This window comes from Methanosarcina baikalica, assembly GCF_031461075.1.
GTDB lineage: Archaea > Halobacteriota > Methanosarcinia > Methanosarcinales > Methanosarcinaceae > Methanosarcina > Methanosarcina baikalica.
The window spans coordinates 31485-51545 of record NZ_JAVKPK010000003.1 but is presented as its reverse complement, the minus strand read 5'-3'; the positions used below and the strand labels follow the sequence as shown (position 1 = coordinate 51545).

At 40.5% G+C, this 20061-nt stretch carries 12 protein-coding genes and 3 tRNA genes; 14 read left to right on the top strand and 1 reads right to left on the bottom strand.

Going from position 1 to position 20061, the window contains the following annotated elements:
• Positions 1–5: 5 nt before the first annotated feature.
• Positions 6–464: a hypothetical protein gene (locus RG963_RS01475; RefSeq protein WP_310574501.1), complete on the top strand. Its 459-nt coding sequence runs from the start codon at positions 6–8 to the stop codon at positions 462–464.
• Between the two features lie 729 nt (positions 465–1193).
• Here the strand turns inward: RG963_RS01475 and RG963_RS01470 are convergent.
• A complete protein-coding gene (locus RG963_RS01470; protein WP_310574500.1) occupies positions 1194–3227 on the bottom strand; it encodes a sodium-translocating pyrophosphatase in 2034 nt (677 codons plus the stop codon).
• A gap of 959 nt (positions 3228–4186) precedes the next feature.
• Between RG963_RS01470 and RG963_RS01465 the strand changes: the two genes are divergently transcribed.
• The 13 genes from RG963_RS01465 (at position 4187) to RG963_RS01405 (ending at position 20034) form a co-directional block, all read left to right on the top strand.
• Entirely contained in the window at positions 4187–6628 is a 2442-nt protein-coding gene (locus tag RG963_RS01465; RefSeq protein WP_310574499.1) for a sodium-translocating pyrophosphatase, read from the top strand.
• Positions 6629–7209: 581 nt separating this feature from the next.
• Complete coding sequence (locus RG963_RS01460; RefSeq protein ID WP_310574498.1) at positions 7210–7485, top strand: hypothetical protein; 276 nt, start codon at positions 7210–7212, stop codon at positions 7483–7485.
• Positions 7486–8082: 597 nt separating this feature from the next.
• Positions 8083–8349, top strand: a complete 267-nt coding sequence (locus tag RG963_RS01455) for a hypothetical protein (RefSeq protein WP_310574497.1) — start codon at positions 8083–8085, stop codon at positions 8347–8349.
• 522 nt (positions 8350–8871) lie between these two features.
• Positions 8872–10026 (top strand): MFS transporter, encoded by a 1155-nt coding sequence (locus RG963_RS01450; protein ID WP_310574496.1) that lies wholly within the window; start codon positions 8872–8874, stop codon positions 10024–10026.
• A 141-nt stretch (positions 10027–10167) separates the two neighbouring features.
• On the top strand, positions 10168–10653 hold the full coding sequence (locus tag RG963_RS01445) for an RNA-binding protein (protein ID WP_310574495.1): 486 nt from the start codon (positions 10168–10170) through the stop codon (positions 10651–10653).
• Positions 10654–10833: 180 nt separating this feature from the next.
• Complete coding sequence (locus RG963_RS01440) at positions 10834–11214, top strand: cell division protein SepF (RefSeq protein ID WP_310574494.1); 381 nt, start codon at positions 10834–10836, stop codon at positions 11212–11214.
• The gene (locus RG963_RS01435; protein ID WP_310574493.1) at positions 11211–11855 is read left to right on the top strand and encodes a ZPR1 zinc finger domain-containing protein; all 645 of its coding nucleotides are present in this window, start codon (positions 11211–11213) and stop codon (positions 11853–11855) included. Before RG963_RS01440 ends, RG963_RS01435 begins: the two co-directional genes overlap by 4 nt.
• A 391-nt stretch (positions 11856–12246) precedes the next feature.
• Entirely contained in the window at positions 12247–13689 is a 1443-nt protein-coding gene (proS, locus tag RG963_RS01430) for a proline--tRNA ligase (protein WP_310574492.1), read from the top strand.
• A gap of 436 nt (positions 13690–14125) precedes the next feature.
• Positions 14126–15175, top strand: coding sequence for a nicotinate mononucleotide-dependent phosphoribosyltransferase CobT (cobT, locus tag RG963_RS01425; RefSeq protein WP_310574491.1), 1050 nt, complete (start codon positions 14126–14128; stop codon positions 15173–15175).
• A gap of 2131 nt (positions 15176–17306) precedes the next feature.
• Positions 17307–17379 (top strand) — tRNA-Asn (locus RG963_RS01420).
• A gap of 111 nt (positions 17380–17490) precedes the next feature.
• Positions 17491–17565, top strand: a tRNA-Ile gene (locus tag RG963_RS01415).
• A 75-nt stretch (positions 17566–17640) separates the two neighbouring features.
• A tRNA-Asn gene (locus RG963_RS01410) sits at positions 17641–17713 on the top strand.
• A gap of 1397 nt (positions 17714–19110) precedes the next feature.
• Entirely contained in the window at positions 19111–20034 is a 924-nt protein-coding gene (locus tag RG963_RS01405) for a beta/alpha barrel domain-containing protein (RefSeq protein WP_310574490.1), read from the top strand.
• Positions 20035–20061: the final 27 nt, after the last annotated feature.

Here is a 20061-nt window from a genome sequence, read left to right as displayed (position 1 = left end):
AAAAAATGAGACTCGAAAATGAAGATAAGCAGGCAATTTTTGAGATAGTGGCAGCCCGCTATTTCACAACACAGAGCTGGAAATGGGTAAACCTTAGGAAGGATATTAACAGAATCCAAAAAGCTTACGATGAGCTGAGTGAGCAGTATGCATCCTATTCCTATGTGAGCAGAGATTGGTATGTGGAAAATATGGGATCCAAAAACATTCACATGTGCAATACCTGGGATGAACTTAAAAATCTGGTTGCATTCCTGAATACCCATGGAAGTGTCTTTAATTTCCTTGTAAACACAGGAAACAGAAAATCATTCTGTATTGTAAGCGACTCAAAAGATTTGAGCGAAGTTCAGGCAAATGCGATCAAAGAAGTTCAGAAACTCGGGTATAATACGTTTGTTTTCCTGGCCACAGTTCCGGACGAAATCGAGTTCCAGTTATTGCAGGTAAGAGGAGTTAACTGACCTCTCCCGAACTTTTTCAGCTTTATACTATCTTTCTCCTGCTTTGACCGGGAAAGCACAGAAAATATAGTTAACTACCTAATTCCTTCACCAATCTCAAACTAAAAGGTGAACCTCCCGAATTGAGCCACCTGAGTTCCACTTCAGGAATACGCGATCCGGCAGAGTTGCGGCTCTGCAGTGCGCTGTCCTTCCCGAGTTGCGCTTCGGGATCACAGGAAATCGGAGATTTTCTGAGAGTTGCGATGTAATCGCAACAGCACGGAGTCCTTCACGCTGCGCTCGAGAGGATTAATATTTACGAAAACGAGTACGGCTTTTCTGTGCTTTTAGCGTCTTCCAGGTAATAGAATCTTGAATAAATCAATGTAGATATTTACGTCCGAAGCTATGGATTTTTGCCGATTTAATTATCCCATTTTTCCTGTTTTTACCCATGAGTCGGATTCGAGCACCTGGATTTAAACCGTTAAAAAGCGAAAAGTTTTTAATATACGATTTTCAAATAGGAAAGCGTATTCCTTTTAGATATCAGGTAATTTAAATACCCATAGCACGCAAACAACTATAATAAAAAATTTATTGCATCGATGAACATGAGGTTTACTTTAAGGACTGCAGTGCTACCGCAGAAATCAAACAATTATGAGAGAAAAAATTAAGAACTCGAGCACTACTCTGAAAGGTTTCTACCGTGAAAAAAATAAGAAAAGTAGGAAAAGATGGATATCAGACCATAAACAAAGGTGCAAACACGACCGCTACAATGCTCATTAGCTTAATGAGAATGTTAATTGCCGGCCCTGCTGTATCCTTGAAAGGATCCCCCACAGTATCGCCTGTGACACCTGCCCTATGAGCATCTGAACCCTTTCCACCGAAATTTCCGGTTTCGATAAATTTTTTCGCATTGTCCCACGAGCCGCCTGCGTTAGACATTGTAATTGCAAGCATGAAACCTGATACTACCGAACCTGCAAGAAGCCCTCCAAGTGCGCCGGGACCGAGTACGAGTCCGACTATAAGAGGTGAAATAATTGCAAGCACACCGGGTGCGATCATCTCTTTCAGAGCGGAGTGCGTTGAGATTGCAATACATTTGTCGTAATCAGGATCGGCTTTGCCCTCCATTAAACCTGCGATCTCTTTAAACTGTCTCCTCACCTCAACTACGACTTCACCTGCTGCAGTTCCGACAGCCAGAATTGTCATTGACGAAAAAAGGAAAGGAAGCATTGCACCTATGGTAAGCCCAATAAACACGTTTGGGTTCATAATATCAATAACAGTGAGATTTACTGCAATACCATATGAAGAAAAGAGAGCAAGTGCAGTTAGAGCTGCGGAGCCGATTGCAAAACCTTTGCCCATAGCTGCAGTCGTGTTTCCTACCGCGTCGAGCGTATCGGTTATCTGGCGAACTTCTTCCTTCTGGTGGGACATCTCTGCAATACCTCCTGCATTGTCAGCTACAGGACCGTATGCATCGACCGACAGTGAGATCCCAAGCGTTGCAAGCATTCCCACGGCTGCAATAGCTATACCGTAGAGGCCTGAAAGCTGGTACGAAATATAGATCGTAGCACTGATGATAATAACAGGCCAGAGAGTTGATTCCATTCCTTTTGCAAAACCCGTGATAATATTCGTGGCTGAACCGGTTACACAGGAATCTGCAACCATACGGGTCGGCTTTCTATCATATGATGTGTAGTATTCTGTGATCTGTCCGATAAGGAAACCGGAGATAAGCCCTGCAACAGTTGCAAAGAAGACCTTCAATCCGTACGCTCCGAGAAGCTGAGATGTAACGAAGTATGAGGCAATGACGGTAAGAACGATTGCGGCAATCAACCCCAAATTAAATGCCATATGGATTGCGGAAGACTCTGTCTTGTTTGTACGGACAAAAAACGTACCGACAACGGATGCAAGAATTCCAACAGCCGAGATTAGTAGTGGAACCATAATAACGTTCAGAACTGAAACACCGGGGAACGTTGTTGCTGATGTCGATGCTGCAAGAAGCATTGTTGCAACGATCGAACCGACATATGATTCGTAGAGATCGGCCCCCATGCCTGCAATATCTCCGACGTTGTCTCCGACATTATCGGCAATTACAGCAGGATTTCTCGGGTCGTCTTCCGGGATTCCGACTTCAACCTTGCCCACAAGGTCAGCACCGACATCAGCAGCTTTGGTAAATATTCCGCCACCGACGCGGGCAAAGAGAGCAATAGACGAAGCGCCAAGTGAAAAGCCTGCAACGATATTCACAACTGTAATTAAATCAAGGTTTGTAAAAGTATTTGCAATAATTATAAACGAAGCAGATAACCCAAGCAGGCCGAGACCTACAACGCTCATCCCCGTAACGGTGCCCGATGCAAATGAAACTCTAAAAGCAGGACCAATGCCTCTTGTGGCAGCATTTGTGGTCCTACCGTTCGCAGTGGTAGCTGTAAGCATACCTGCATACCCGGCTGCTGCGGATAGCACTGCACCAAAAACAAAACATATTGCGGTTATAGATCCATTTGGAAGAATTAATACAATTAGAACTGCAAATAAAACGACGAAAACAGCGATTGCGCGGTATTGCCTGTTAAGGTAAACCATGGCCCCGTGGTGGATTAACGCAGTAATTTTTTTAACGGCATCATTTCCTTCGCCTTCTTTTTGGACATTTTTATAGGACATACCTGCAAAAATCAGACCAATAAAGGCACATATTGGTGCAAGGTAGATTAAGACATTCATAAATATAACCATCCTCTGGAAGAAAATATGAAAAACATTTGGGTGCTCAATACTCCGAAGTACTTCTTGTGATAATAATCGAATGAGCTTTTATATAACTATCATTCGATTGCTAGTTGGAAATTTACATTAACTGCACGTTCAGCTGGTGATGATACATAATTTTTCAATATCAGCATACACATAGTTAAAATTATGTTATATAAATCTACTTGACAAATAGTTATCCATTAATTACATAAAATACTTTTATTCATCCTTTTTTTGCCCTGGTGTGCTCTTTAAACAATTTTAATTATGAATTGAGAGAAAAAAGCCCTGTTTTTAGCGATCGGGTAGTGGAATACCGTAACTTTTTACCTCATCAATTGAACACACAGAGGCCTGAAAATTATAATAATTGATTTTTCAGTCATTAATTTATTGGTTTCTTTAATAGTTGATAGAAACTGATCTGAGAAAAGCAAAACAACATCTACAAAAATGTAGATTTTTCGGATTTAATCTCAAGCAAGTCCTGTTTTGTATCAGTTCTTCATTTTATACTGCAGGTATTATACTGAATATGTGTTGGCCTGTAAACCTCTACTTTGTTTATGATGTGCAGATGGGAAAACAGCTAATATTATTAGAAAGAAAGGGATTACCAGAAGATTTGGCTGAAAATGGTAAAAAATTTATAGAACTTACGCACTTGAGGGAAAAAAACAAGTACATAGACGGAATGACTAGTACCTTGTTTCGTACATTTCATGTTTCATGCTATTGATTTCTCAATTCAACTGCATAAGTCATATTTTAAACAAAAATCACTATTTACGTTCGACGAAAGTGAATTTTTAATAATTTGTAATAATACTTTAGAATAAAATTAAAGTTATTATTTCATAAATAAGAAGGATGAAACGATATCGATGTCAATTGTCTTTAAAAATATTATGAGAGAAGTGATCGGTTAAATGGAGATTATAATCAAAAAGAGGGTGGTCAAGGCGATACACGAAGGCCTGCTTAGCCTGACCATGCTGTCGCTAACACCGGCAATAGCAGCTGCCAGTGAGGCAAATCTTAAGATTCCGAATTTGAGTCAGGGGCAAAATAATTTATTGCTCTACGGCATCGTGGTCTGTATATTAGGTATGCTATTCGGCTTTTACCAGTTCATGCAGGTAAAAAAAATCAGGGCCCATCAGTCTATGCTGGATGTGGCCGACATAATTTACGAGACCTGCAAAATATATCTTATCCAACAGGGTAAATTACTGTGCATACTATTTGCTTTTATCGGCATCTGCATAGCCTTTTACTTTGGTTTTCTGCAGAAAACACCTCTTAGCGGAGTACTGCTTATCCTTGCCTGGACTGTAATAGGAATACTGGGTTCCTACAGTGTCGCTTGGTACGGCATTCGTATGAATACTCTGGCTAACAGCAGAGCCGCATTCGCTTCCCTGGAAACAAAACCCTTGAAACTATTAAACATTGCTCTCGATGCAGGAATGAGTATAGGAGTGCTTCTGGTATGCGTTGAGCTGATAATGATGTTAATCATATTGCTGTTTGTTCCCAGAGAGTTGGCCGGGTCAAGTTTTATAGGTTTTGCAGTTGGAGAATCCCTGGGAGCCAGTGCCTTACGTATTGCCGGCGGGATATTTACCAAGATCGCCGATATCGGTTCCGACCTGATGAAAATAGCCTTTGGAATAAAAGAAGACGACCCGCGTAATCCCGGTGTTATTGCCGACTGCACTGGAGATAACGCAGGTGACAGCGTTGGACCAACCGCAGACGGATTCGAAACCTATGGCGTAACCGGCGTGGCCCTTGTATCTTTCATTGTTCTGGCCGTGCAGCCTGCCCTGACAGGAATCCTGCTTACCTGGATCTTTGTCATGCGTGTACTTATGATAATTACCTCAGTAAGTTCTTTCTACATCAACAGAGCCTTAAGCCAGGCAAGATTCGGCAGCAAAAAAGATTTCGATTTTGAACAGCCCCTGACCAGTCTGGTATGGATTACCTCCATCCTTTCCATCGTGGTAACCTTTGCTGTAAGCTATTATCTATTAGGTCCTGGCTCCGGAGTGCCTGTCCAATTGCAGAAGCTCTGGCTTGTACTGTCAGTAATAATAAGCTGTGGTACTCTGGGAGCGGCTTTAATTCCCGAATTTACCAAAATATTTACCAGCCCTAACTCAAGACACGTAGCCGAAGTTGTCAAAGCTTCCCGCGAAGGCGGCCCGTCTCTGAACATTCTATCCGGACTGGTTGCAGGCAATTTCAGCGCATTCTGGATCGGCATGTTATTCCTCGCACTGATGTTTATTGCCTATTATGCCAGCGGATATGGTTTGAGCGAGATAATGATCTACCCCTCTATATTTGCATTCGGCCTGGTGGCATTCGGAATGCTTGGCATGGGCCCGGTTACCATAGCCGTTGACAGCTATGGACCGGTAACAGATAATGCCCAGTCTATTTATGAGCTGTCACTTATAGAAGCCATTCCCAACGTAGAGAAACAGATTCAAAAAGAATTTGGCTTTAAACCGGATTTTGATAAAGCTAAACACTATCTGGAAGCCAATGATGGAGCAGGAAATACCTTTAAAGCCACAGCCAAACCGGTCTTAATAGGTACAGCGGTGGTTGGCGCCACAACAATGATCTTCTCGCTGATTCTAGTTATTAAGAACGTTCTTGGGGTACAACCGGAACAAATCCTGACCCTGCTTAATCCCTATACTATCTTCGGACTATTAGCCGGAGGTTCTGTAATCTACTGGTTTACCGGGGCATCAACCCAGGCAGTAACTACCGGAGCCTACCGTACGGTTGAATACATCAAGAAGCACATCCAGCTGGATGAAAATGCCAGCCAGAAGGCATCCATAGAACAGTCAAAAGAAGTGGTAAAGATATGTACCCAGTATGCACAACAGGGCATGTTCAACATATTTGTCGCCATATTTTCCTTTACCCTGGCATTTTCCTTCCTCTCCGCGCCCGTAAACGGGAACGAACCGGTGGCGTTTTTTGTATCTTATCTGATCTCCATCGCTGTATTCGGATTGTTCCAGGCTGTCTTCATGGCCAATGCCGGCGGATGCTGGGATAATGCCAAAAAAGTCGTAGAAGTAGACCTGCAGGAAAAAGGCACACCTTTACATGAAGCAACAATAGTGGGCGATACAGTAGGCGATCCTTTTAAAGATACCTCATCAGTGGCCTTGAATCCGATCATCAAGTTTACCACCCTGTTTGGTTTATTAGCCATGGAAATCGCGATCTCCGAGTCGTTCAGAAACGTGGCTCCCTATGTAGGTGGCATATTCTTTGTGATTGCGTTATTCTTTGTGTGGCGTTCATTCTACGGAATGAGAATCCCAGTAAAAGAGTAATGAAAAAATCAGCTGCTGGTTAACAAAAATATGACATCAAAGTTGCGCTGGTGCACCCCGCTGTAAGCAACGGGATATCTCCGCGCCACCGCTCTAGTTGTAATGAAATTATCAAAAATCGAGTATTTTCATTTGCTTATCTCGACTATGTCACATTACAAGGTAAAGCGCCATCATAAAATTTCATATGCCAAATATAGTGGCCGTAGTGAAATAGATAACAGCGATTGGAGTAACTGTCTAATCTGACAAAGTCAAGATATATTTCTTTTTCTTCCTAATTTCCCTTATTTTCAAATTCGTATAAGGTGAATAAGTTTTACTTAAAATCTGTATTTATGTGCAACTGGTCCTTCCATAGCCAAGGAAATACCTATTTTTATCCCGAGCGATAGCCCTGGCCTTTTAAATTCGCTTCTAGCTATATGTGTGTGGTTAGGTATATGGAGATATACTCGAGATAGACGTGCAAAAATAGCTATCCAAATTTCCGTCCAGATTACTACAAAGATCACAACTGTAAAACATTATAAATATACACAACAATGCTTAAACATGGAATTCAAATTCGACTTCAAAAAATGGTTCAAATTGACTGTATTGATAACATTCACGCTAATACAATGTTAATAGCAATAATAATGCCACTTGTATCAGCGGAATTCAGCTTCGATGACTGGACACATATAGCACCTTATATATTAATACCAGCAGGGATAAGCCTATTCGCACACCAATACATAAAAATGAATTTTGAGCAGATATTAAAATTTCTGATAATGATTGTGATTTTTGTAATCGTGACCTTAGTTGCATTTTGGGTATATATAGCGCAAACAGGCTTTGCCAACACTTAAACCTAATTTTCAGTATTTAGTTTTGTTGTTTTCTAGCTAAGCCCAAAACACAAAAATTGGATATTTAAATTTTCAGATTCCTGCTGACAAATTGAGTTTCTGATTATGAAAAATGATTCTGAAACTCTTATTGATGTGAAAATAAATGAAGGCAAAAGAACATATAAAGATAAAAGATATAAAATTAAAAAGTAAAATAGAACATGAATATGCCCAAAAACGTAAGTAAAGAGTAGAAGATTGTGAGCGGGTTGGGGAGTGGGGGGTCATATGGGGAGTGGGGGGTATGGTATGTGAAAAAAGTTTCCCGCTCACATCTTACAATCATCCTTATTCAAACTAATTATATAAATAGCTATGCATTCTATCCGATTTAGTATAATAAAAATGTTATATTACAATAGCAGCCAGATCTGATTTTACAAATGAATAGGTTATAATGTGTATTTTATAATATATAATTTATGCAAATATATGATCCAATTTCACTCCAATTTTACTAATACAGATTTTATGATATATATTTTATAACACATAATTTATACAACTATGGAATAGATCAAAATCCTGCAAATTGCTAAAAAAGCTTGTAAGGATTTGCCCTCGGCATTTCAAGCCCTGGGAAGCGAATTCCAGGAAACTGCTGTAATAAGAAACTATATACTTAATTACGGGTTTTTCAGTGCTATGAACCCTGACAGGCTTTTAATTTACGGAGCAGCTTTTACAATTATGGGGCTCTCTAATGCTGTTATCCCTATCCTTCTGGAGCTTGCGGACCTGAACCCCAGCTCCTTAGGAGGGCTTGCTTCAAGCCTGCTCTTTTCCGCCTACTTCCTCGGAGGGAGCCCTTTCTTGCGATAAAATACCTATTGGGATTCTCAAGCCTTGGTGGAGGATCCTGAATTGCAACCCTGGGCTTTGCCCTGGCTGTTACCAGAATGAATGCGGATAGGGACCTTTTAATGGGGCTTTTTAAAACAACTATCTATTCAGGGCTTTCTCTTGCTCCTTCTTTTTACAAGCTTTATGAATTTCGAAAAATTATTTATCGCAAACAGCTGTGTCCTGGCAGGAGCCCTTATATTAAAAGAGTGAAAAAAACAGCCTCTAGATAAGCTTTTATTCAGGTTTTAAATCAAGAATTTCCCCGCACTGAATAGCGTAAGATATTTATCTCACGGAATTTTTGATATTCGGGAATAATATTCAGAAACCAGGGAAATTAGCATCGAGTACATAAATTATAGTTTCGGGCTAATATTTACACTAATTCACTCAAGAATTTTACCTGGAAAACGCTGAAAACACTGAAAAACTGTAATCTTGTGAAGGAAATTAGATAGTTAACTATAGTATAAGGCTAAACATAAAAAAGAAAAGCCCATGAACTTCAAAAAACTCACACTCTATTCTTCAGTTTTTGCTATTCAGGGACTCTCCAATGCAGTGATTCCCGTTCTTCCAGAACTTGCAGGAGGAGGCAGCGGAGATTCTACTGTCTCAAACCTCCTCTTTTCCGGGTATTTTATGGGAGCCTTTCTCTCTCTTGTGCCCCTTGGAATCCTGGCAGACAGGATCGGGAACCTGAAGGTTATAGTATTTGGAGTGCTGCTGACTGCCTTTTCGGGCGTTCTTATTTTTTCTTCTGACAGCCTGTGGATTCTTGGAATTTCCAGGTTCTTAGAAGGTGTAGGCTGCGGGGCTTTTTTTCCTGCAGCTTTCTCCATGCTTGCAGGATGGAAAGACAGCCAGCGCAGCCTGGGGGAATTTAACTTCCTGTTAAATGCCGGGCTGGCAGCAGGTGTTTTCTTCTCTGGAGTACTTGCCGTACAGGGCATTAAAACCGCAATAGGCATCTTCACCCTTCTGGCAGGCCTTTCATGTATATTTCTTCTATCGGGAACAAAAGAATTGCTTTCTTCGGACAGAAAAAAGGAAAGATTTGTTCTGTCAAATAGTGAAAATTCTGTAAAAAATGAGCCGGATACCTCTTTGCTTTCCGAACTCAAAAGTCACCTGAAAAGCGCCAGGAAAATCATTTTTAAAAGTAATTTCGGGAAGATATGGGGAATTTCGGTTATTCTCTATGGGTCCACAGGCCTGTTAACTGCAAACTATCCAGACTACAGCGCAGGCTTTCTGACAAAGCCTGAACTTGGGCTGGCAATCTCAGCTTCTTATCTGGCCGCAATGCTGAGTTCCCTGACAGCAGGCAGGGCAGACATCAATTCAGAAAATATAGTAAAAGCAGGAGTAATCCTTGCAGCAGCAGGCATCTTTCTCTCCGTAAAGATTCCCATACTTGCTTTCATCCTTATCGGAGCAGGAGGAGGGGCCGCGGTCGTAGGGCTGATTACGGCCGTTTCCAGAATCAGCTCCAGCGGTTTTGCAATGGGGCTTTTTAATACAGGAATTTATGCTGGTCTCGGGCTGGGCCCGGTTTTTGGAAGTTTTTTTCTCAAACCCTTCGGTTATGAGTCCGTATTTTTCGGAAGTGCGCTGGTGCTTCTTGCAATATTCTTTGTAAAGCTTGAGTAAAAAGAACTTGAGTAAAAATGCAGCAGAAAATATAGCAGAAAAATTCTGTTTCAGGAACCCCAAAAGTCCCACATAAACTTTAAAAGGCACAAAAACCCTATGCTATAAATAAACATAACATTTTTGAAATATGGTGATTAATTGAAAATAAAGTCAAGAGTTCAGCTGAGGAAAAATGCCAAGAACAAGATGTTGAAAGACATTATATCCACCTTCGGCGAGGAGATGGCAGAGCTGGAAAACAAAACCCTGGAAAAAATTACCCTGGAAGAATATTCCCTTATCCTTGTAGATGGCAAACCTCTGCTTTTTGAAGTAGAAGGGCATCTATTTCCTACAGTCCGTGGAGCTCTTGAGATGGGACTTCAGAAGCGCGTTGTAGCTGTCGATAAAGGAGCTATCCGTTTTGTTTCAAACGGGGCGGATATAATGGCTCCAGGGGTCGTGGAGGCTGACTCTGAAATAAAAGCAGGAGACCTTGTAATCATCGTGGAAGAGACCCATCGAAAACCTCTCGCAATCGGAAAGGCACTTATGGAAGGTCCACAGATGGTCGAAGCCAATTCAGGTAAAGCTATAAAGTCAATAACCTATGTAGGAGACAAACTCTGGAATATGGAACTCTAAAAGTTCTCCCTAAAAACAGGACATATTTTTATTAAACGAAACCTGTGGGCAGGGATCGAGAATTTCCTGAAACAGAAAGAAAAAATCCGGATCAGCTTTATAATAACAAAATTAATTAATATAGATTTCAATATAGGACAGTACTATTCAAATTTAAAAAAATACGAAAGGTGCGTATAAATGGCAAAATTCATAGACAAACTCCTTGGCAGTAATGTAAAAAGTTCAACCAGTCCCGATGATTACACTGAAATTGATCTCAGCAAATATGAGGAGGTTCTCGAGGACGAGCCTGCAGAAACGTATGTAAAGATCGCAGAAGTCTCAAATATCAACCAGGTATCCCAACTCAAACAGGAGATTTACAACGGAAATATCCTGATGATAGACATTTCAAACATCAGAGGCGATGATCTGCTGAGGGACAGGGTTTTAAAAGAGCTGAAAGATGTTATTATTGATGTCCACGGGGATATCGCGGGTGTCAAAGGAAATACTGTAATTGTAACTCCTACAGGCATAAAAATAGACAGATCAAAAATAATTGGTGGAAAATATTGAATCAGAGTTTTTTTAAGCAGGAAAGTTTTGAGACAAGAATTTCCTGTCCGTTATGTCACAATGAATTGATAATGAACTGGCAGAGAGATAATATCCCCTATTTTGGGGAGATTATGTACATTAGTGCAAACTGTCAATGCAGTTTCCGTTTTGCAGATACTATGATCCTCTCCAGCAAGGAGCCCGTACGCTATGAGATGTCAGTTGAAACCCTGGAAGACCTGAACGCAAGGGTCATCCGTTCAACCTCAGGAACAATCCGCATCCCGGAAATGGGGATCATTGTCGAGCCTGGCACGGTTTCGGAATCATACATAACGAATATCGAAGGTGTACTGCAGCGAGTTCAAAGTGTTCTTGTGACAGCAAGTAAGTGGGTACAGGAAGACGAAGAGAAATTCTCCCGCAGCCAGGAACTCCTGTGTATGCTCGAAAAAGTTATAGAAGGCAAGGGAAAAATTACAGTCATTATCGAAGACCCCCTGGGAAACAGTGCGATCATTTCAAAAAAAGCCACTTCCACCAGGCTCTCTAAAGAAGAGGCTGAAGAACTGAATACCGGCATGATAGTTTTCGATGTTGACAAAGCAGAACTTGCACACGATATTTCAGACAATGTTCAGCCCCTCGAAGGAGATTAATTATTTTTTCCGATTTTTCAACAGCCTGACAAAATTCCAGGGGCATAGTTCCCATATAGTTATTAACTGTTATTCCAATAAAGGCGAGCATATTGCGGGCTATGCAGTCAGTTTCCTGTCCAGACAATGTATCTCAAAATATGGCAGCCTGGAAGGTCTTTGTGTAGAATTTCTGGAGAAAAAACAGGAATGTAGAATGTTGTACCTGTCTGAGAGTAGGCCTTTAAATTAGCCTAAAGAACTGTGTGTTTCATCAGAGAGATTATGATTGGCACTGAAGACGTGATGCTGGAATTCGCGCGTGCCTCTCAAAATTTGATCAATTTAAGAATTTATTTAATCGACTTAAGAATTTAAGATTTATTTCAGATTGCGATAATACGGTGAAGGTATGGCAGAAAGCGAAAAAGAAGCAGCACTCCCTCCAAAAGAGGAATTCAGCGAATGGTATAACGATCTCCTGTGGATGGCTGAAATAATGGATGTACGCTATCCTGTAAAAGGGCTCTATGTCTGGTATCCCTTCGGCTTTGCAATCCGGAGAAATACCTATAATATCATAAGGGAAATTCTTGACAACAGCGGACACCAGGAAGCTCTCTTCCCTCTGCTTATCCCCGAAAATGAGTTCATGAAAGAAGCCGAGCATATCAAAGGTTTTGAAAACGAAGTGTACTGGGTAACCCATGGAGGAAAAGACCCTCTGGATATTCCTCTGGCTCTTCGCCCGACAAGTGAGACTGCCATTTATCCTATGTACAAAATGTGGGTCAGATCCCATGCTGATTTTCCTATTAAAATCTATCAGATCGTTAATACTTTCCGCTATGAAACAAAACATACTCGTCCTCTTATAAGGCTCAGAGAAATTACTTCCTTCAAAGAAGCCCATACAGTCCATGCCACCTGGAAAGATGCAGAAGCTCAGGTTAAGGAAGCTGTCAGGCTCTATACCGAAATATACCGCAGACTTGGAGTTCCGGTACTCTGCTCAAGGAGACCTGACTGGGATAAATTCCCGGGCGCAGATTACACCGATGCCTTGGATGCTGTTATGCCTGACGGAAAGACCCTTCAGATAGGTACTGTCCATCACCTTGGCGACAATTTTGCAAAAACCTTTGATATTAAGTACGAAGCCCCCGACGGAGAGCAGCGATACGCCCACCAGACCTGTTACGGGATTTCGGAGAGATCTATTGCAGCTACGATTTCCATCCACGGAGACGACAAAGGACTGGTTTTGCCTCCGGAGATCGCGCCTGTGCAGGTAGTCATTATTCCTATCATCTTTAAGAAAGGAGCAGAAGAAGTGCTCGCAGCCTGCACGGATGTCCGGGAACGCCTGAAGAAAGCCGGCATGAGAGTCGAAATCGATGCAAGTGACCTCCGCCCCGGAGCAAAGTACTACAAATGGGAAATGAAAGGAGTGCCCCTTAGGCTTGAAATCGGGCCCAGAGACCTGGGAAATAACGTTGCTGTGGCTGTCAGAAGAGATACAGGGGAAAAAGAAAGTATTCCACTCCCTACGGTTGAGGCAGGAGTAAGCTCAAGATTCGAAGCGATCCATGAAAACCTTTACCAAAAAGCGAAAACAGAACTGGAAAACCACATATTTGACTGTACCGAACTTGATGAAGTAAAAGAAAAAATCCAGAAAGGCGTTGCAACAATTCCCTGGTGTGGCAAGAAAGAATGCGGGCTTATCATGGAAGACCGGATAGGTGCAGGAATCCTCGGAATTCCCCTGGAGCAGAAAAAGGACAGGAACGAAAAATGCCCTGTCTGCCAGGGAGAAACCGAAACCCGTGTGTATGTTGCAAGAACATATTAAGATTATATAACCACAGAATATCGAAATTGAGAACATCCACAGAAAAATCTCAATTTCATGTTTTTCTCTTTTTGTTATTATTTTAAGCAGATTATATTATAATCTGATAGAACCTGAAAACAAAATTATCAGAGATTAAATTATATCTGAGAATCTACTCAACTGATCTTTATTAGAAACTCTGTTAAGATAGAGTACCTGAGTCCGAAACGATAGATAAATAAAGTAAAGTTAATTTGAGTAATGTCAAATTATATTTGTTTGTGGATAAATATTAAATAGTAAGTTGAAGAATTCTCATTGGATTTCGGGAAGAATTGCATTCATTTATTTCAGCCTTGATAATTATAAGAAATCCGACGGTCGTGTAGAGTCCAATCCTGAGACAAATAAGCCCCGGATTAACTTACATTTTATTCCATGAAGGAGATATGATATGGCCTGGATCGAACCGGAAGTAACCAGAAAACCCAGAAAACCGATGTTTTTATGCGTGCTTTCCAATACTAAGACCGCGCATATCCCGAAGCTCTCAGCCGCAGGAAAAACGGCTGAACTTACGGATTATACACCTGCAGGAGATGCGGAACTTATGGAAACAGGAGATATTATCAGCGTACCAGTTCTCCCAATGACCCCTCCTTATGATACTCCTACTCCTGCAATTATGACCCGTTCGGCACTGAAACTTACGGATGTCCCCTACCATTTCATTAATTCAGGCCTCATCATAACTCCAGAGGTTCCCTGTATTGACCTGAAAGCAAAACCTGGAGAAGATATAAGAGAACAGATAGCAGTCGGGGATGTACAGGGAATCTACGAGCGGGCAAAGTTCCTGGCCAAAAGGCTCAGAAACCAGGTAGACCATGTAGTTATCGGGGAAAGCATTCCAGGCGGCACAACAACTGCAATGGGGGTTTTAATGGCGCTTGGATATAACGGAAACGTTAGCAGCAGTGCAGATGAAAATCCCCTTGAACTGAAGAAACAGGTTGTAGAAGAAGGTATGAGGGCATCAGGCCTTACCTTTGGCTGCCTGAAAGACGATCCCATGAAAGCTATTGCCTGCATGGGAGACCCGATGATGCCTGCTGTCGTAGGCCTTGCTGCAGGCTTTCAGGGCACGGAAATCAGTGTTGTCCTTGCCGGAGGGACTCAGATGGCAGCAGTTTATGCCCTGATCAAACACCTGGGTTTCAATACAGAGAAAATATCAATCGCTACTACCCGGTATGTTGTAGAAGATAAATCCGCAAACTTTGCCGAACTTACCAGAACTCTGGGTGTATCTGTGGTCTACGTTGCAGACCCGGGATTTGGAAAATCCGCTCTTAAAGGACTTCAAAGGTACGAAACAGGTACAATCAAGGAAGGTGCAGGTGCAGGTGGTGCCATGTATCTTGCAGGCCTTTATGGGATCACCCAGGACGATTTCAGAACCGAAGTAGAAGAAGTCTGCAAATTGCTCAAAGCAGGGCATTGAAAAACTGCTTTCTGACTGCTTTTTGCGGAAAATTAATATTTATTTAATAAAATAAGGTTGTTTTTATTTTTCTTTTTTTTAAAGAATGATTTTATCTTAATGAGTTAATCCCAAAACTTGAAATTCCGTATCTAAGTCTTGCATTCGGAATAATCAATCAAGGTTTAAGACCCTTAAAATAATTTTTGAAACTCTTATAAATTAAGGATAAAAATTTGTTTTGGGATGAACTCATTAAAATAGCATTTTTTTTCCTTTTTTCAAGTAATTTTTGATTCAATCAAAAAATCCCTGAATAAATATATGGGATTTTCAATCTCCGGGAAAAATCTGTTGTAAATCTTCTGAAAACAAACAGGATAAAAACATCGTAAGCAAAACAGTAAGATAACAAAAAATTAAAAAGAGAAATCCAGAGCCATTGAGGCTCCTTAAAAATTAATTTTTTCAAAAATTTTCAGCCCTAAACTCCTTTTTTCCAGCTCAGCCCCTGTTACAGCGATTCGGGTGTCTTCATTAGATTTAAAGGCGAAGATACCCCGTTGGCAGATATTGGTTTCTGGACATGGAGCACGTTAACTTCCCCTGATAAATATGCTTCCGAACTCACACATCCGCAGTTCCGACAGTAGTAAAAGATATTAGAGCCTAAAACCTGGCGTTTCAACTTTGTTTCACATGCACTGCAAAACATAGAAACACTTGCACTCCCCATGCAGATTCCTCATTCGTAAATCATGATTGAATCGAGCCTGGCAGTACCCACTCTTGTCCAGTACTTGCAAATGTTGCAGTACTGGGTCTCACCATCTGAGCTCACTTTCAGTTTAGCATGACATTTTGGACATATTTCTAGCCGTTTCGTAAATAAACCCCCTTAAATTTCCATTTTAAAGCTGCAAGACTTAAGCGGCCAAAAGCCTAGACCTACGAGATTTCCTGACAGCACACAAAGGACCTGAAAGGAAAATCTGTCAGTACAGATAAAGCGACTGACCCTAACCCTTGAAGTTAACAATTTAAATTCCGTTTTCGACCTTTATATTAAATAGGCTGAATTCCCCCGGACAGGATATCAGATAAATGTATCAGATACATGCGTTTTAAGCTAAACTGAATATATGCTGCTTAAAATTGAACCTGTCCGACCTCGCTGCAGAATCTACAACAAGCTAATCAAAGATATTATTTCTGAAAGGATATAAGTTTTGGCTCAAAAACAATTATTTATATATTTGATCAGGAGGTAAAAGGATTCCTCTAGCTGAAATGATATAAGAGAGCAGAACAAATGGAGAACGGCGTCGTGTGTTAGACAGACATCACACCAAAGATATTAGTTAAATGGATGTCACATTAATGGATTATTCATGCGTCTTCGGTTAAGTGAGGAATCATGACAAATTGGATTTATTCCCAGAACATGTGTCCAAAATTTAGATAGACTTTGAACTGGAACAGGGTATCGATTTTAGGTAAAGAGGCTAAAATTTGAGGCCAATTTATGACAGAAAATCGATAGCCTTCAGGCAAGAAAATTCCTTAACCGATGACCAATGATGGATTATTAGATTAATGGGTATTATTGGGTCATGTCCATTAGAAATCAATTAAATCCAGCAAAACAAGCACTTGTGTGTTGTTTGTCTAGACTTGAAAACCACCCTGATGTTTGCGGCCTTCAATAACTGACCCCCACGACTTATATTGATATTGAGCTCATCCCAAAACTAGAAATCCCGTCTCTTAATCTCGCATTATGAATAATCAATCAAGATTTCTGATCATGAAAATTATTTCTGAAAACTCTTATTGATGTGGAAATAAAACTAGTTTTGGGATGAGCTCATTAAGTAAAAGCATTATTTAAATAGGAAATCCAAAAGGAACTAAATAAAGATACTTATTGAACGAGCGCAAATGAGTGGAAAGGATAAAAATGAACGAGCTGGAAGAAATAGACGTTCATTAAGCTGTATTATTCTTTACACAAACAACCGCATTAGAAGGTTTTCAGTAAATATTTAGATAGTTCTTTGTGAAAACAGTTCCAAGCGAAATATATAAATAACATCATCGCTTTAAGAATGTTCGCGACAGGGTGGGCAAAAAGGCACATCCGATAACATAAGCCGCTTTAACTCAGTTGGTAGAGTGTCTGGCTGTTAACCAGAATGTCGTAGGTTCGAGCCCTGCAAGCGGCGTAAAATTTTTGAATTTTTTATAATTATCTTTCCATGAGAGAGATAACATATGCAAAAACTTTATTATTAGTTCCATCCTAATAACTACTAATAGTACTATAGAAGCAAAAAGGGCCTGTAGCTCAGTCAGGTTAGAGCGCTCGGCTCATAACCGAGCGGTCACCGGTTCAAATCCGGTCAGGCCCATAAACTTTAGATCCAATAATCTCCTGCATACATGAAGGGATTTGAGAGTAAAAAAAATAGCTTTCCTATCAGAAAGCCGCTTTAACTCAGTTGGTAGAGTGTCTGGCTGTTAACCAGAATGTCGTAGGTTCGAGCCCTGCAAGCGGCGTAAAATTCTTACTTATTTTTATTTACTCGTTCACTGGTTATTTTATTCAATTCGTTGAGTATTAGGTAGTGTTATGAGTTTGATCAAATATGATAACACGGACATATTAACCTGGTTGGCCAGATTTGAGGGTCATCATTTGCATATGGTTTTTCGGTAACTGATCTACAAGACCGAGTATGAAATCTTTAGAATTTTAGATTAATTATTTAACTTGCCGATTGATTAGATTTTAAGTTCTCGTAACATGCATAGCCTCTAATTGAATAAATTTTTTGGCTCTTCGTTTTTTGTATGTATATACTCATAAAAACCAACACGACTCGGAATTAAGAAGAATCTTATCCATAGAGAATGACGGAGAGCCGATTTTTTGGTCATAGAGAGCCAGAAGTCTCAATGTATTTTTACAAATTTGATTTCTGAGTAAACCTTTAATACTAAACGCAAAAAGTATAAAGTTATACTCATACAGGTTTGATTTTCAGAATTATTTGAGTTATTACTCTGCAATTTGAGATAAAAATTCCAAATTCTAAAAATTCCAAATTCTAAAGCAGGATGAGTATAAAACGAAGGATTAATAAATTTAAGAAAGATTCATAAATCATTAGCTTTTCGTCATTTCAAGTGGATAGCTAATAGTCACTTTATAAATATGAGTGTAACAGTACATAATATTTTAAAATATTTATTGTAAGAATATTCTATATCGACATTTATCTTTTTGGTATGATCACTTAACGAGAAATTACTTAAAATCCACACAAAGTGATGAACCCAAAGAATAAGATTCAAAAAAATATTAATTAAGTTTGAGAATTGTCATCCAAGAAGTAGAGGTTGACACATGATGTCAATTAACAAAAAAAATGTCATCGTACCTTTAGAGAGCATGAAAGCAATAAGTGAAACAGCACTAAAAAAGACATGGAGGTTGTGATAAATTGCAAGAAGGTGACGAGGCGAACCGAGATGCCTCTGCTTTTTGCCAGAAATCAGGGCAGAACATATAAACGATAGTTTTTATAGAAAAAGAGAGTCTGAAAATAATTCTGATCCAGAACATTTTTTCAGGATTGCAACATAGGTTGGAATCACGCGATATCACATGGACAATAAAGACGTGCATTATCTCATGGAAGTAAACTCCGAGATTAATCTTGTAGATACTTTCGAGGCTGATCCCTTTAGTACCCGTAATGGAAGGTACTAAAAGGGCAACAATATATACAAATAGACAAAAAAATTGGCTGTTTATGTGGAAAATCGAAGACCTAACCCTTATCGAATTAGCTCTTCAGAGATCGCTTTTGAGATCAGGCACCAGCCTCATCGCGCAAGTTTAAAAACGGTCTCAGATATTTATTATATTCAAAAAATTGAGGTTTATACACATGTTTTCAATTAATAAAGAGGACGTAATCGTACCTCTAGATGTCCCGAAAGCAATGCGTGAAACGTACGTGAATAATTATATGGAAATTACCAGGGGAACCGGCAGGCTCATGCTCTTTGCAGGCGACCAGAAGGTAGAACATTTAAACGATGATTTTTATGGAGAAGGAGTGCCTGAAGATGATGCTGATCCCGAACATCTTTTCAGGATAGCATCTCAGGCAAAAATTGGGGTTTTTGCAACCCAGCTTGGGCTTATGGCCCGCTACGGCATGGATTACAGAGACGTGCCCTATCTTGTAAAGGTAAACTCCAAAACCAATATTGTTGAGACAGCTCAGGCTGATCCCTTCAGTAACCTCTGGTATGACGTTGAGCAGGTAGTTGAGTTTAAGGAAAACAGCGGGCTTAATATTCTTGGCGTAGGATATACAATCTATCTCGGTAGCGAGTTCGAAGCAGAGATGCTTGTGCAGGCTGCTCAAATAATTTACGACGCCCACCAGCATGGTATGATGTCCGTGCTCTGGATCTACCCGCGCGGAACTGCGGTAAAAGACGAAAAGGACCCGCACCTTATTGCAGGAGCGACAGGAGTAGGAGCCTGCCTGGGAACTGACTTTGTAAAAGTCAATTACCCGAAAAAGGAAGGGGCAAAATCTGCTGAGATATTCAAGGAAGCCGTCAAAGCAGCCGGGCGCTCAAAAGTCGTTTGTGCAGGTGGCACCAGTGACGAAGCCGATGCCTTCCTGAAAAAGCTCTATGACCAGATTCATATCTCTGGAGCACAGGGGAATGCAACCGGAAGAAATATCCACCAAAGGCCTCTCGAAGAGGCTGTCCGCATGTGCAATGCTGTCTATGCAATAACTATTGAAGACGCAAGCGTCGAAGAAGCCATTAAAATAAACAAGAGTAAATAAAAAAATTGCCGAAGGCCTGATATCAGT

Bases quoted from the DNA above. Each gene is read 5' to 3' on its own strand.
- RG963_RS01475 (WP_310574501.1), top strand. From the start codon at position 6: ATGAGACTCGAAAATGAAGATAAGCAGGCAATTTTTGAGATAGTGGCA.
- RG963_RS01470 (WP_310574500.1), bottom strand. From the start codon at position 3,227: ATGAATGTCTTAATCTACCTTGCACCAATATGTGCCTTTATTGGTCTG.
- RG963_RS01465 (WP_310574499.1), top strand. From the start codon at position 4,187: ATGGAGATTATAATCAAAAAGAGGGTGGTCAAGGCGATACACGAAGGC.
- RG963_RS01460 (WP_310574498.1), top strand. From the start codon at position 7,210: ATGGTTCAAATTGACTGTATTGATAACATTCACGCTAATACAATGTTA.
- RG963_RS01450 (WP_310574496.1), top strand. From the start codon at position 8,872: ATGAACTTCAAAAAACTCACACTCTATTCTTCAGTTTTTGCTATTCAG.
- RG963_RS01440 (WP_310574494.1), top strand. From the start codon at position 10,834: ATGGCAAAATTCATAGACAAACTCCTTGGCAGTAATGTAAAAAGTTCA.
- proS (WP_310574492.1), top strand. From the start codon at position 12,247: ATGGCAGAAAGCGAAAAAGAAGCAGCACTCCCTCCAAAAGAGGAATTC.
- cobT (WP_310574491.1), top strand. From the start codon at position 14,126: ATGGCCTGGATCGAACCGGAAGTAACCAGAAAACCCAGAAAACCGATG.
- RG963_RS01405 (WP_310574490.1), top strand. From the start codon at position 19,111: ATGTTTTCAATTAATAAAGAGGACGTAATCGTACCTCTAGATGTCCCG.